Source organism: Xanthomonas sp. NCPPB 3174 (assembly GCF_056725205.1).
Window position 1 is genome coordinate 204256 of record NZ_CM161517.1, and the last position, 13721, is coordinate 217976.

A 13721-nucleotide genomic window follows, 5' to 3' on the forward strand; every position below is an offset into this window, starting at 1 on the left:
GGCTCGACGCGGTGGCGCGCGCGGCGGCGGATCGGGCAGCATGCGGCGGCGCGTTTCCTCCCCCCAGGACCCACCCGCATGCGCGATGTCGCCGTTGCCGCTTCCGATCCCGTCGCCCTGGTCGCGGCGCGCATGGAGCGCCTGCCGCCCACCCACACCCTGTGGCGCCTGGTGGCGCTGCTGGCGCTGGGCGGCTTCTTCGAACTGTACGACCTGTTCCAGACCGCCTACCTCAGCCCCGGCCTGCTGCGCGACGGCATCTTCGCCGAGGGTGCGGCGGGGGTATTCGGCATCGCCGACCAGGCCGCGTTCGCCTCGGCGACCTTCCTGGGCCTGTTCCTCGGCGCGAGCCTGCTCAGCCCGCTGGTCGATCGTGTCGGACGCCGCGCGGTGTTCTCCTTCGCGCTGCTCTGGTACAGCGTGGCGACCGTGGCGATGGGCCTGCAGCACAGCGCGCTGGGGGTGATCCTGTGGCGCGGCGTGGTCGGCATCGGCCTGGGCGTGGAACTGGTCACCATCGACACCTATCTGTCGGAAATGGTGCCGCGGCAGATGCGTGGCGCGGCGTTCGCGCTGGCGTTCTGCGTGCAGTTCCTGGCGGTGCCGGCGGTGGCGCTGAGCGCCTGGGCGCTGGTGCCGCACGCGCCGCTGGGCCTGAGCGGCTGGCGTTGGGTGGCACTGCTCAGCGGCGGCTTCGCGCTGGCGGTGTGGTGGCTGCGCAGTCGCCTGCCGGAGTCGCCGCGCTGGCTGGCGACGCAGGGCCGGCATGCGGAGGCCGACGCGGTGCTGCAGCGGCTGGAGGCGCGCTGTGCTGCCGACCTGGGGGGACCGTTGCCGGCGCCGGAGCCGCTACCTGTCTCCCTTGCGCCGCCGCCGCGCTTTTCCGCGCTATGGCAGCCCCCGTACCGGCGCCGCATGGCGATGCTGGTGACCTTCCATATCTTCCAGGCGATCGGTTTCTTCGGTTTCGGCAACTGGCTGCCGGCGCTGCTGGCGCGGCAAGGCGCCGACAGCGTGCACGGGCTCGGCTACGCCTTCGCCATCTCGCTGGCGTATCCCGTGGCGCCGCTGCTGCTGATGGGCGTGGCGCAGCGCTGGGAGAACAAGTGGCAGGTGGTGGCGTCGGCGCTGGGTGCGATGCTGTTCGGCCTGCTGTTCGCCTGGCAGAGCCAGCCGCTGCTGTTGATCGCCTGCGGCGCGGCGGTCACCTTCTGCAATGCCTGGATGAGCTTCGCCTACCACGGCTACCAGGCCGAATTGTTCCCCACTGCGCTGCGTGCCCGCGCGGTGGGGTTCTGCTATTCCTTCAGCCGCCTGTCTACCGCCGCCAGCAGCCTGCTGATCGGCATGCTGCTGGACCGCACCGGCCATCGCGGCGTGCTCGGCTTCATCGCCGCCAGCCTGCTGATTGCCGCCGGGGTGGTGGGCCGGTTCGGACCGCGCACCCGCCAGCGCGCGCTGGAGCGGATCTAGGGCTGGCCCTGGGCGAACGGGCGCGCCGACCGCTGAACGTCCCGCACCGGTCATCGGCTCTCGACACCATGCCACCGCCGCCCGGTGCATGCTGTCGGTTCCCTCGCCACGAGCTTCGGCCATGACCACGCTACTGCCCGTCCCCGTGATGGATGCCGCCGACCACCGCGACCTGGCCCAGGCGCGCGCCCTGCTGGAGCACCCCGGCCTGGCGGCGAAGATCGCCAATGCGGTGGGCGCGCCGATCGAGGCGCTGATCAACAAGCGCCTGCCGAAGATGCTGTCCTCACGCATCGATGCGGTCAGCCAGCGCGCGCTGCGGGTGGCGTTGCGCTCGGCGCTGCTGACCCTGCGTGGGCAGGCGCCGGAACGCGCACGGCCGCGCCTGCATGGCGCCGCGGTGGCGGCGACCGGCGCCGCCGGCGGCTTCTTCGGCCTGCCCGGGCTGGTGGTGGAACTGCCGCTGACCACCACGCTGATGCTGCGTTCGATCGCCGACATCGCCCGCGCCGAGGGCGAGCGCCTGGACGATCCGGCGACCGCCCTGGCCTGCCTGGAAGTGCTGGCGCATGGCGGCCGCAGCCAGCGCGACGACGGCAGCGAATCGGGCTACTTCGCGGTGCGTGCGGCGATGGCGCAGCAACTCAGCGCCGCCGCGCAGTACATCGCCGCGCATGGCCTGGGCAGCAAGGGCGCGCCGGTGCTGGTGTCGCTGCTGTCGCGCATCGCCGCCAAGTTCTCGGTGACGGTCAGCGAGAAGCTGGCGGCGCAGGCGGTGCCGCTGGTCGGCGCGGCCAGCGGCGCGCTGCTCAACACGGTGTTCATCGCCCACTTCCAGGCGATGGCGCGCGGCCACTTCACCGTGCGCCGGCTGGAACGCCGCTACGGCGAGGCCGCGGTGCGCCAGGCCTACGAGGCGCTGCCGGCAGGGCGATGAGTCATGGTGGTCGCCGCATTGCGCTGGCTGTGGGCAGCGCGCGCTGGCACAGTGGTGACCGCTTCCACGCTTCTCCCGATCTTTCCTTGTCGCAGGTGCACGCCATGAAAACCCGCCACCGTTCCGAAAGCGACGACGACCAGCCGCGGCTGGCGGTGCTGATCGATGCCGACAACGCGCAGCCGTCGGTGATCGAAGGCCTCCTGGCCGAAGTCGCCAAGTACGGCCTGGCCAGCGTCAAGCGCATCTATGGCGATTTCACCAGCACGCGCATGACCCAGTGGAAGCAGGCGCTGCTGAAGCACTCGATCAGCCCGGTGCAGCAGTTCGCGTACACCAGCGGCAAGAACGCCACCGACAGCTCGCTGATCATCGACGCGATGGACCTGCTCTATACCGGCCGCTTCGACGGCTTCTGCCTGGTCTCCAGCGACAGCGACTTCACCCGCCTGGCGCAGCGCCTGCGCGAGGAGGGGCCGACGGTGTACGGCTTCGGCGAGCGCAAGACCCCGGATGCGTTCGTGCAGGCCTGCGACAAGTTCATCTACACCGAAGTGCTGCGCAGCGAGGCCAGCGCCGCCGAACCGGCCAAGCCCGCCGCTGCGGCCGCCAAGCCGGCGGCCAAGGGCCGCAAGAAGCCGGCCGCGACGCCGGCCAAACCCGAGCCGACGCCCGCCGCCAACGAGACCAAGCAGGCGCCGCTGACCCTGCTGCGCCAAGCCATCGAGGAAGCCTCCGACGACCAGGGCTGGGCCGGGCTGGGCAGCGTCGGCAGCTATCTGAACAAGGTGCGCCCGGATTTCGATCCGCGCCTGTACGGGCACAAGAAGCTCAGCGACCTGCTGCGTCGGCTGTCGACGCATTTCGAACTGGAAGAGCGCGGCAACGAGGGCGGCGGCAAGCGCATCTTCGTGCGCTCGCGCGGATGAGCCGTCAGTCGCTGCCATTCGCGCTGGTGCGTGCCGTCGCGGCACGCAACGGCACACACAGGTGCACGACACGATGAGCGATCGACCCTACGCCCCGTCCTGCGACCGCAACCGCGATCCGATCCTGCGGGTGCTGCAGCGGCACTTCGCCGGTCGCCGCCATGTGCTGGAGATCGGCAGCGGCACCGGCCAGCACGCGGTGCATTTCGCCGCGGCGCTGCCGCATTTGAGTTGGCAATGCAGCGAGCGCGCCGAGCACCTGCCCGGCATCGCGCAGTGGCTGGCGGCGGCAGGCCTGCCGAACACGCCGCCGGCGCTGGCGCTGGACGTGCGCGAGGGGCCGTGGCCGCACACCGGCTACGATGCGGTGTTCACCTCCAATACCTTGCACATCATGGGCTGGGACGCGGTGCAGGCGTTCTTCGCCGGGGTCGGCCAACTGCTTGCCGCCAGCGCCGACGGCATGCTGGTGGTGTATGGGCCGTTCAATTACGGCGGCGCTTTCACCAGCGACAGCAATCGCGACTTCGATGCGTGGCTGAAGGCGCGCGACCCGGCCAGCGGCATCCGCGATGCCGAGGCGGTGGACGCGCTGGCGCAGGCGCAGGGCCTGACGTTGCAGGAAGACGTGGCGATGCCGGCCAACAACCGTTGCCTGGTCTGGCGCCGCGGCTAGGCGCGGCTGACCGCGACGACGATCTGAACCGGGTGCGCGATCGGCCCGACGGCGGCGCGTTGCGTCCAGGTGACGAAAGCGTGCCGTGCCCCTCATGACGGGTTCACCACTGTGCCACGGCGGATTCACCGCGCGCTTGCGACTGTGCGTCGACACCCGCCGCCGCCGAACGGGCCTGCGGCCGGTGCTTCCTTCCTTCGCCACGGAGCGTTCCCATGGACAACAACGACAAAGCCCGCGATCTCAATCGCGACCCGATCTCCGGCACCCCGGGTTCGCATCCGGTCGGAGTCGGTATCGGCGGCACCGCCGGCGGCGTGGCCGCGGGCGCACTGGCCGGCACCGTGTTCGGGCCGCTTGGCACCTTGATCGGCGCAGCGGTGGGCGTGGTCGCTGGCGCGGCTGCGGGCAAGGGCGTGGCCGAGCGCATCGATCCCACCGGCGAAGACGCCTACTGGCGCGAGGAATACCGCAACCGCGACTACGCCAAGGCCGATTACGACTACGATCGCGACTACGCCGCGGCCTACGGCCTGGGCCTGCAGGCCCGCGAGCAGTATCCCTCGCGCACGTGGGACGAACACGAGCGCGAACTGTCGCACGACTGGGGCACGCGCCGCGGCGACTCGCGCCTGGAGTGGGACGAGGCGAAGCTGGCCGCGCGCGATTCCTGGGAGCGCGCCGATGCCACCTACCGCACCTACGAGGACAGCGACCGCTACTACGCCGATCGCTTCGACACCGTGGACTACCGCGAGACCGACAGCAGCTACGACGACTACCGCCCGGCCTACCGCTACGGCGTGCAGGCGCGCAGCCGCTACCGCGACCGGGTCTGGGACGACCGCCTGGACACGGATCTGGAAAGCGGTTGGGAGCGCGCCAAGGATCGCTCGCGGCTGAGCTGGGCGCAGGCCAAGGCCGCCGTACGCGAAGCCTTCGATTCGGATCGCTACGATCGCCCGGGCCGCGGCAACCCGCCCGATCCGCGGGTCTGATTCGACGTTCGTTCCGTTGAGTGCCTTCGCTCGGGTTGCCGCCCGGCACTCGACCGAGTGACGTCTCCATACGACACAGCGGCCGCTCGCCTAGGGCCGCTGTGCCGTATACGGAGTGTGCGGAAGCAACCATGTGGGAGGGACTTCAGTCCCGATGCGCAAACCTTTCCGTCATCGACAGCATCGCGATCGACCGGCATCCATCTGCATGGTAGTGGTGCGCGGGAAGGCGCTGGCACAGGCTGCATAGCCACCGGGGACATGGCATGTCGCGGCTGAAGCCGCTCCTACAGGCTGGCGCTACGGTCCGTCCGACGTCGGCGAACTCTCCGCAGGTTGTTGCGCCGTCGATTGCAACGGATCGTCCGCCTGCGCATCCGCTTCGGCGTCTTCCTTCAACGCCGCATCCCACCATGCCGGGGCTGCCAGCGGTTCTTCTCCATAGCCGTTCATGCAACCTGTTCGTTGCTGCTCCAGGCGCTTGTAGTCCAGGGTGAGGCGTTGCACGTCCTGTTGCTCTGGCCACTCGGTGTAGGCGATGTAGCCCTCGTACTGGTTGCCATTGATGCAGGCGATATACGAGTCCGCCTGCAGCCCCACCGCCTGAAAGACCAACACCCGCGCTTCGCCGTTGCGATCGAGGCGGCCATGGAAGACCGTCCATTTGCCCGACGCGCAACTCGCGCCGGAGATCCCCATGTAGCTCAGGCACGGGATCGACCACACGTCCTGCAGGACGCGAATCCTCGCGCCCGAGAGCGGCCGATCGGGTCCCGCCACGACACGGATCGTGATGAACCGCGGCATGATCCAGGGGCCGGCGTGCTCCGCCAGCAGGTAGAACAGCAGGATGGCGCCCACCAGCGCCACGCATACGAGTTTGACCAAACGCTTCACGCGATGTTCCTTCGAGGGTGATGCGGTCGTGGATCGCTGGCGATCCACGCAACGCGCGGATGATGTCCAAGGCCGGCTGCCCTGGGCGATGCTGCCGTCCTGCGTGCTGCTGGAGTCGGGTCGCGGCTGCAGCCACCCCTGCAGCAGATGCACGGATGCCAGGGAACGCGGGAGGGCGGCAGGCGAGGCGCCGGCCGCGCCGCGTTCGGTCAGACGCCTTCGATGCTGCCACTGCGCCGCCGCTGCACGGCGACAAGCGTTCGTCCCCCGCTCAGGCCGCCTGCACGATATGCAGCGCCTTCGGATTGCGCCAGGTCGCCAGCAGCCGCGCTTCGCGCTGCTTGGCCTCGTGCAGATGCGCTTCCTTGACGTGGCCGTAGCCGCGGATGTGTTCCGGGATGCTGGCGATCTGCACCGCCAGCGCCAGGTTGTCGGCCTGCAGCCGCTGCAGCAGTTCGTCCACGGTGGCGAGGTAGTCGGCGATCAGTTGCCGTTCGCCGCGGCGCTCGGCGCTATAGCCGAACACGTCGAAGGCGCCACCGCGCAACCGGCGCAGCTTGGCCAGCCACTTGAACGCGGTGAACATCCACGGGCCGTATTCGCGCTTGCGCAGCCGGCCGTGTTCGTCCTTCTTCGCCAGCAGCGGCGGCGCCAGGTGGAAGCGCAGGCGGTAGTCGCCTTCGAATTGCGCCTGCAGCTGCTGCGCGAACGCGCCGCTGGTGTACAGCCGCGCCACTTCGTACTCGTCCTTGTAGGCCATCAGTTTGAACGCGTAGCGTGCCACCGCTTCGGTGAGCGCGGTCGAGGCCGGGGCCACGCGCTGCTCGGCGGCGCGCACGCGCTCCACCAGCGCGGTGTAGCGCGCGGCGTAGGCGGCGTCCTGGTAGTCGACCAGGAAGGCGTGGCGGCGCGCGACCAACTCGTGCAGCGAGCGCGACAGGCGGCTGTCGTCCAGCGGCGCGTGCCCGGCATCGCCGCTGTCGGCGGCAGCCGGCAATTCGCGCGCCGGACGCGGATTGGACGGATTGCGCGGAGCGGCGCTCGCGCCGGCCTCGTGGCCTTCCCACTCGCCCGGCGGCAGTTGCTGCAGGCCCAGCGCCTGGCGTTCGCCTTCGTCCGCAGCCGGATCGGCAAGACCCGCCGCGCGTCGCACCGCCGGCAGGTCCAGCGCCGCCAGGCGACCCCAGGCGAACGCCTGCTGGTTCATCGCCACCGCCGCGCCGTTGAGTTCGATCGCGCGCATCAGCGCCGCGTGCGACAGCGGCACCAGGCCCTGCTGCCAGGCGTAGCCGAGCATGAACAGGTTGCTGGCGATGGCGTCGCCGAGCAGCGCGGTGGCCAGTTGCGTGGCGTCGAGCAGCAGCGGATCGCGCCCGCCCAGCGCCAGGCGCACGCCGGCAATGATGTCGGCGGCCGGGAACTGCATGTCCGGATGCGTGGTGAACGTGCCGGGCATCGCCTCGTAGGTGTTCAGCACCACCTGCGAGCGGTCGCCGCGCACCTTGGACAGCGCCCAGTAATCGTTGACCACGACCATGTCGCAGCCCAGCACCAGGTCGGCTTCGCCGGCGGCGATGCGCACCGCGTGCAGGTCTTCCGGTTGCCGCGCGATGCGGATATGCGTGGTGACCGCGCCGCCCTTCTGCGCCAGGCCGGTCTGGTCGAGCACGCTGGCGCCCTTGCCCTCCAGATGCCCGGCCATGCCCAGCAGCGCGCCGATGGTGACCACGCCGGTGCCGCCGACGCCGGTGATGAGGATGTTCCAGGGCTGGCTAAGGTCGCTGCGGAAGTTCGGCGCCGGCAACTGCTCCAGCAGCGCCGCGGCCTCGGCCTTGCGGCCCTTGCGCGGCTGCCCGCCGTGCACGGTGACGAAGCTGGGGCAGAACCCGGACACGCAGGAGTAGTCCTTGTTGCAACTGGACTGGTCGATCTGGCGCTTGCGTCCGTATTCGGTCTCCTTCGGCAGCACCGACACGCAGAAGCTCTTCTCGCCGCAGTCGCCGCAGCCTTCGCAGACCAGCGAGTTGACCAGCACGCGCTTGGGCGGATCGGGCAGCTTGCCGCGCTTGCGCCGGCGCCGCTTCTCGGTGGCGCAGGTCTGGTCGTAGATCAGCACGCTGGTGCCCTTGACCTCGCGCAGCCGCCGCTGTACCGCGTCCAGCTCGCTGCGGTCGTGGAAGTCCACGTCGCTGGGGAACAGCTCGCGGCGCCGCGTCCACTTGCCGATGTCGTCGCTGACCAGGGCGATGGTGTGCACGCCCTCGGCGCGCATCTGCCGGGCGATGTCGGGCACGCTGAGGGTGCCGTCCACCGGCTGCCCGCCGGTCATCGCCACCGCGTCGTTGTAGAGGATCTTGTAGGTGATGTTGACGCCGGCGGCGATCGACTGGCGGATCGCCAGCGAGCCGCTGTGGAAATAGGTGCCGTCGCCCAGGTTCTGGAACACGTGCGGGGTGTCGGTGAACGGCGCCTGCCCGGCCCAGGTGACGCCTTCGCCGCCCATGTGGGTGAAGGTGTCGGTGGCGCGGTCCATCCACGTCACCATGTAGTGGCAGCCGATGCCGCCGAGCGCGCGCGAGCCCTCCGGCACCACCGTGGAGGTGTTGTGCGGGCAGCCGGAGCAGTAGTGCGGCACGCGCGGGAAGTTGGCGCGCGGCAGCGCCATTTCCGCTTCCTTGGCCTCCATCCAGCGCAGCCGCTGCTGGATCGAGTCGGTGTCGAGCGCGGCGGACTGCGGCAGGCGCAGGATGCGCTGGCCGATCACTCCGGCGATGGTGGCCGGGGTCAGTTCGCCGGTGGACGGCAGGATCCATTCGCCGGCCTCGTCGTACTTGCCGACGATGCTCGGGCGCGGGCCGGCGCTGGCCGGCCAGTTGTAGAACTGCTCCTTCATCTGCCGCTCGATGAAGGCCTTCTTCTCCTCCACCACGACGATGTCCTGCAGCCCGCGCGCGAACGCGGCGATGCCCAGCGGCTCCAGCGGCCAGGTCATGCCGACCTTGTACACGCGGATGCCGATGCGCGCGCAGGCGTCCGCGTCCAGGCCCAGGTATTCCAGCGCCTGCAGCACGTCCAGGTAGCTCTTGCCGGTGGTGACGATGCCCAGCCGCGCCTGCGGCGCGTCCATCACCGTGCGGTCGATGCCATTGGCGCGGGCGAAGGCCTGCGCCGCACGCACCGCATAACGATGCAGGCGCATTTCCTGGTCCAGCGGCGGATCCGGCCAGCGGATGTTGAGCCCGCCCGGCGGCAGCTCGAAATCCTCTGGCAGCACGATCTGCCGCGCGAACGGGTCCACCTGCACCGAGGCCGAGGATTCCACCGTCTCGGCGATGGTCTTGAAGCCGATCCAGCGCCCGGTGTAGCGGCTCATCGCCCAGCCGAGCAGGCCCATGTCGAGGATGTCCTGCACCCCGGCCGGGTTGAGCACCGGCATCATCGCGCTGACGAACTCGTCCTCCGAGCCGTGCGGCAGGGTCGAACTGCGGCAGGCGTGGTCGTCGGCGGCCAACGCCAGCACGCCGCCGTGGCGCGAGGTGCCGGCGGCATTGCCGTGCTTGAACACGTCGCCGCAGCGGTCCACGCCCGGGCCCTTGCCGTACCACATGGCGTACACGCCATCCACGCGCGCGCCGGGGAACAGGTTGGTCTGCTGCGTGCCCCAGACCATGGTCGCGCCCAGGTCCTCGTTGAGGCCAGGCTTGAACACCACGTTGGCCGCGTCCAGGTGCTTGCGCGCGCGCCACAGTTCCAGGTCGAACCCGCCCAGCGGGCTGCCGCGATAGCCGCTGACGAAACCGCCGGTGTTCAGCCCGGCGGCGCGGTCGCGCAGTTGCTGCATCAGCGGCAGCCGCACCAGCGCCTGCACGCCGGACAGGTAGATGCGGCCGTCGGTACGGGTGTACTTGTCTTCCAGCGTATAGCCGGTATCCACGCCGCCAGCGGCCGCTGCGGCGAGGGAGGACGACGGACGCGGATCGGCGATGCGGTTCATGGCTTGCCCGGAAATGGAAGGCTGGCGGGCGCGCAGCGCCTGCCGCGCGCGATCGTCCCGATTGTATCAGCGGCGATTTTTGCGCTCGTTCTCGTCCACGTCGGCCCCGCCGGGGTAGGATGGGACCCGGGTGAGGGGATCACTCCAGGGGATTGCAGCAGTGAAGGCATACACATACGCAGCGGCCGCGATGCTGGCCTGCATCGGGCTGGCCGCCGCGGCCAGCGTGCGGGCGCAGGCATTGCCGGCACCGAAAGAGTTCTATTTCGACGAAGACCGCAGCACCACGCGTCCGGTCACCGCCATCGCCGGCAGCGGCGAGGCCCTGGTCGATCGCCTGGCCAGCGCCGTGCAGCGCGACCCCGACGCCAACGAAGCGCGCGCGCAGTTGGCCGGCATCGCCATGGCCGGCGGCCGCCAGGAACTGGGCGAACAGCTGTACCAGGCCGCGTTGCACGGGCTGCCCGCCGGTGTGCAGCGGCGCCAGGTGCAGTGGAACTACGGCTGGGACCTGCTGCGTGCCGGCGACCCGGCGCGCGCGCTGGCGCAGTGGGGCGCGCTGGTCAACGGTCGCCCGGCCGCGCCGGACTGGCTGCCGCCGACCCTGGCGCTGGCGTTGTGGCGCTTGCAGCGCAAGGACGAGGCGGTGAAGTGGTATGCCGCGGCGGCGCGCACCTGGCCGGACAAATGGGGCGCCACGGCCGATTTCGCGGCCTTGCTGCCGACCTGGCGCGACGACGAGCGTGCCACTCTTGCCGAAGTGCAGGCCGCCTGGAAGGCCGCGCCGCCGGCCTGGCCCTGAGTCGGCGCGCAGCGCGCCTACCGCGGCAGGTAGGACGCACCTCGAGGCGTGCGTCGACGGCGCGCACGGGTGGCGCTGTCGCGTTCCCTGCCGTTCGACGCACAACGCGCGCGTGCGTCCCAATGCGTCGCGCCGCGGGTTATATCGCCCATGCAGGCGCTGCCGACGCGGTGCTTGTAGGCCGCCGTGCCCGCCGCGTGGCGGAGCGCGATCGCCATCTTGATGTGCATGCGCCGGCACGCGGCCGCGCCTCCATCGCGTCCACACAGCGCATGCGATGATGCGGGCCGATTCTCGTCGAGTTGCGTTGTCGCGATGGCCTTCGATGCCTTTGCCCTGATTCTGGCCATGCTGGCGCTCGGCAAGCTGTTCGCGCGCCTGCGCGTGCTGCCGGCCAACACCACCGAGGTGCTCAACGGGGTCGTGCTGTATCTGTGCCTGCCGGCCTCGGTGCTGATCTACGTGCCGCGCCTGCAGTTCAACCTGGAACTGCTCGGATTGATGCTGACGCCGTGGCTGCTGACCGGCGTGAGCGCGCTGGCGATGCTGGCCCTGCGCGGGCCGCTGCGGCTGCGCCGCGAGCAGCAGGCGGTGCTGCTGTTGTGCGTGGCACTGGGCAATTCCAGCTTCATCGGCTACCCGATGGTGCGCGCGCTGCTCGGCGAGGCGGCTTTGCCGTATGCGGTGGTCTACGACCAGTTCGGCACCTTCGTGCTGCTGTCCAGCTTCGGCCTGTATGTGCTGGCGCGCTACAGCGGCGAGGCGCCGCCATCGCCGCGGCAGACCCTGCTGCGGATGGCGCGCTTCCCGCCGCTGTGGGCGCTGCTGTTCGCGCTGACGCTGATGCCGGCGCAGCCGCCGGCGTGGATCGCCTCCGGCCTGCAGCACCTGGCCGACGCGATGCTGCCGCTGGTGATGCTGGCGGTGGGGTTCTCCATCCAGTTGCGCTTGCCGCGCGAGGAACTGGCGCCGCTGGCCGCCGGCCTGCTGTTGAAGCTGCTGGTGCTGCCGGCCCTGGCCTGGCCGCTGTCGTGGGCGCTGGGCCTGCGCGGGCAGGCGCTGCAGGCCAACGTGCTGGAATCGGCCATGCCGACCATGATCACCGCCGCCCTGCTGGCGATCTCGCATCGCCTGGCGCCGCGCCTGGCCGCGGCCCTGGTCGGCTACGGCATTCTGCTGTCGCTGGTGACCTTGCCGGTTTGGGCGTGGTTGTTGGGGGCGTTGCGGTAGCGGCGATGGCACGTCTCGCCGCAAGGTGTCGAGGCTAAAGGACGGCGCCTCGATCGGCATGGCGTGCGCGTCGTACCCTCATCCGCCCCTTCGGGGCACCTTCTCCCGACGGGAGAAGGGAGAAGCGTAAGCCCCTCTCCCCGCGGGAGAGGGGTTGGGGTGAGGGTCGGGGCGCAGCCTCGCACAGCGGCATTGCCCGGTGTCACCGCCCGCCCGCAACTAATCCGCCGGCACCGTCCGCCCGCTGGCCCAACTGCGCAGCGCCTGCACCTGCTCGGCCATCAGCACCGACAGCGGTCGGGTAGTGCGGATCTCCTGCATCAACAGCTCGGTATCCAGCGGCCGCTGTTCGGCATGCGCGGCATACAGTCCGGAGACGATCGCCTGCTCGATCTCGGCGCCGGAGAACCCGTCGGCGGCGGCAGCCAAGGCCGGCAGCGCGAACGCGTCCGCGTGCAGTTGCCGCCGGGTCAGGTGCAGGCGCAACAGCTCCACGCGCGCCTGCGGATCGGGCAGGTCGACGAAGAAGATCTCGTCGAAGCGGCCCTTGCGCAGCAGTTCCGCCGGCAGTTCGTGCACCTGGTTGGCCGTGGCGACGATGAACACCGCGGCGCTGCCGTCGGCATTGCCGCGTTCGGCCATCCAGGTCAGCAGCGTGCCGAGCACGCGCCGCGATACGCCGCCGTCCTCGCCGCCGCTGGCCAGGCCCTTCTCGATTTCGTCCATCCACAGCACGCACGGCGCCAGCTGTTCGACCGCGGCCAGCGCGTCGCGCAGGTTCTTCTCGGTCTCGCCGTGGTACTTGGCGTACAGCGCGCCCATGTCCAGGCGCAGCAGCGGCACGCCGAAGCCGGCGGCGGTGGCCTTGGCCAGCATCGACTTGCCGCAGCCCTGCACGCCGAGCAGCAACACGCCCTTGGGCGGGTCCAGCCCCGGCGGCGCGGTGCCGGCGAACACCGCGCGGCGCTGCGCGATCCATTGCTTGAGCCGGCGCGCGCCGGCCACGTCCTCGAAGCGCGTGGCGTCGTTGTCGTACTGCAGGTGGCCGCTGCGGTTGAGCAGTTCGAACTTGAGCTTGGCCAGTTGCGGCAGGTCGGATGCGGTGAGCGCGCCGTCGGCGTAGATCAGTTGCCGGGCGATGCGCCGCGCGTCGATCAGGCTGAGGCCGCGCAGGTTGCGCAGGATCTGCTTGACCGCCTCGCCGTCGACCTCCACCCGGCGTCCGCCGAATTCGCGCGCATAGCCCAGCGCTTCCTCCTGCACCATCTTCAGCAGCGCGTTGGCGTCGGGCAGGCGCGGATTGAAGCGCGTGGCCAGCGCCTCGAGTTCGGCCGGCAGTTCGATCCGCGTGCCGATCAGCACGAGTACGTGCGGCTGGCAGTGGCGGCGCTCGACGATATCGCGCAGCAGGCGCTGGTGGCTGGCATAGCCCAGGTACGGGGTGACGTCGAGCAGCAGGTAGATGCCGCGCTGATCGGCCTGCTTGATCGCCTGCAGCACCGCACTGGCGTCCGGCGGCCCGCTCGGCGGATCCTCGCGGTCCAGGTCGATGCGGCGCAGGCCCTCGGTGATCGACCAGCGGTGCAGGGCGCGCCAGACCTGCATCAAGGCCTGCCGGAACAGATCGACGATGCGCGCCTCCTCCTGCGTCTCGATCACGATCAGGGGCGTGTTGGCGCGGATCAGCGCGACCAGGTCCTGCAGTTCGCTCATGGCATCGGAAGCCGAAGGGGGCCGCCACGATAGCAAGCTCGGCGGCGGCCGGCGTGCTGCCGGCCGGCATGC

Annotated in this window: 10 protein-coding genes; 7 read left to right on the top strand and 3 right to left on the bottom strand. The window is 70.4% G+C overall.

Annotation, left to right across the window (positions count from 1 at the left end):
• Positions 1-78 precede the first annotated feature (78 nt).
• From AC1PK7_RS00870 to AC1PK7_RS00890, 5 genes are all read left to right on the top strand, one after another.
• Complete coding sequence (locus AC1PK7_RS00870) at positions 79-1473, top strand: MFS transporter (RefSeq protein WP_481099550.1); 1395 nt, start codon at positions 79-81, stop codon at positions 1471-1473.
• A 121-nt stretch (positions 1474-1594) separates the two neighbouring features.
• Entirely contained in the window at positions 1595-2410 is an 816-nt protein-coding gene (locus AC1PK7_RS00875) for an EcsC family protein (RefSeq protein WP_481099551.1), read from the top strand.
• A 104-nt stretch (positions 2411-2514) separates the two neighbouring features.
• Entirely contained in the window at positions 2515-3339 is an 825-nt protein-coding gene (locus AC1PK7_RS00880; protein WP_481099552.1) for an NYN domain-containing protein, read from the top strand.
• Positions 3340-3412: 73 nt separating this feature from the next.
• A complete protein-coding gene (locus AC1PK7_RS00885) occupies positions 3413-4015 on the top strand; it encodes a DUF938 domain-containing protein (protein WP_481099553.1) in 603 nt (200 codons plus the stop codon).
• Between the two features lie 215 nt (positions 4016-4230).
• Positions 4231-5013: a hypothetical protein gene (locus tag AC1PK7_RS00890; protein ID WP_420008521.1), complete on the top strand. Its 783-nt coding sequence runs from the start codon at positions 4231-4233 to the stop codon at positions 5011-5013.
• Positions 5014-5313: 300 nt separating this feature from the next.
• Here the strand turns inward: AC1PK7_RS00890 and AC1PK7_RS00895 are convergent, their stop codons facing one another.
• Both AC1PK7_RS00895 and AC1PK7_RS00900 read right to left on the bottom strand, forming a co-directional pair.
• The gene (locus tag AC1PK7_RS00895) at positions 5314-5910 is read right to left on the bottom strand and encodes a hypothetical protein (protein WP_481099554.1); all 597 of its coding nucleotides are present in this window, start codon (positions 5908-5910) and stop codon (positions 5314-5316) included.
• Positions 5911-6181: 271 nt separating this feature from the next.
• Positions 6182-9904 (bottom strand): indolepyruvate ferredoxin oxidoreductase family protein, encoded by a 3723-nt coding sequence (locus AC1PK7_RS00900; RefSeq protein WP_481099555.1) that lies wholly within the window; start codon positions 9902-9904, stop codon positions 6182-6184.
• Positions 9905-10094: 190 nt separating this feature from the next.
• On the opposite strand from AC1PK7_RS00900, the gene AC1PK7_RS00905 reads away from it, so the two are divergent.
• Both AC1PK7_RS00905 and AC1PK7_RS00910 read left to right on the top strand, forming a co-directional pair.
• A complete protein-coding gene (locus AC1PK7_RS00905; RefSeq protein ID WP_481100819.1) occupies positions 10095-10706 on the top strand; it encodes a tetratricopeptide repeat protein in 612 nt (203 codons plus the stop codon).
• A gap of 315 nt (positions 10707-11021) precedes the next feature.
• Positions 11022-11936, top strand: a complete 915-nt coding sequence (locus tag AC1PK7_RS00910) for an AEC family transporter (RefSeq protein ID WP_481099556.1) — start codon at positions 11022-11024, stop codon at positions 11934-11936.
• Between the two features lie 219 nt (positions 11937-12155).
• Here the strand turns inward: AC1PK7_RS00910 and AC1PK7_RS00915 are convergent, their stop codons facing one another.
• Entirely contained in the window at positions 12156-13649 is a 1494-nt protein-coding gene (locus AC1PK7_RS00915; RefSeq protein ID WP_420008524.1) for an AAA family ATPase, read from the bottom strand.
• Positions 13650-13721 lie beyond the last annotated feature (72 nt).

Bases quoted from the DNA above. Each gene is read 5' to 3' on its own strand.
- AC1PK7_RS00870 (WP_481099550.1), top strand. From the start codon at position 79: ATGCGCGATGTCGCCGTTGCCGCTTCCGATCCCGTCGCCCTGGTCGCG.
- AC1PK7_RS00875 (WP_481099551.1), top strand. From the start codon at position 1,595: ATGACCACGCTACTGCCCGTCCCCGTGATGGATGCCGCCGACCACCGC.
- AC1PK7_RS00880 (WP_481099552.1), top strand. From the start codon at position 2,515: ATGAAAACCCGCCACCGTTCCGAAAGCGACGACGACCAGCCGCGGCTG.
- AC1PK7_RS00885 (WP_481099553.1), top strand. From the start codon at position 3,413: ATGAGCGATCGACCCTACGCCCCGTCCTGCGACCGCAACCGCGATCCG.
- AC1PK7_RS00890 (WP_420008521.1), top strand. From the start codon at position 4,231: ATGGACAACAACGACAAAGCCCGCGATCTCAATCGCGACCCGATCTCC.
- AC1PK7_RS00900 (WP_481099555.1), bottom strand. From the start codon at position 9,904: ATGAACCGCATCGCCGATCCGCGTCCGTCGTCCTCCCTCGCCGCAGCG.
- AC1PK7_RS00905 (WP_481100819.1), top strand. From the start codon at position 10,095: ATGCTGGCCTGCATCGGGCTGGCCGCCGCGGCCAGCGTGCGGGCGCAG.
- AC1PK7_RS00910 (WP_481099556.1), top strand. From the start codon at position 11,022: ATGGCCTTCGATGCCTTTGCCCTGATTCTGGCCATGCTGGCGCTCGGC.
- AC1PK7_RS00915 (WP_420008524.1), bottom strand. From the start codon at position 13,649: ATGAGCGAACTGCAGGACCTGGTCGCGCTGATCCGCGCCAACACGCCC.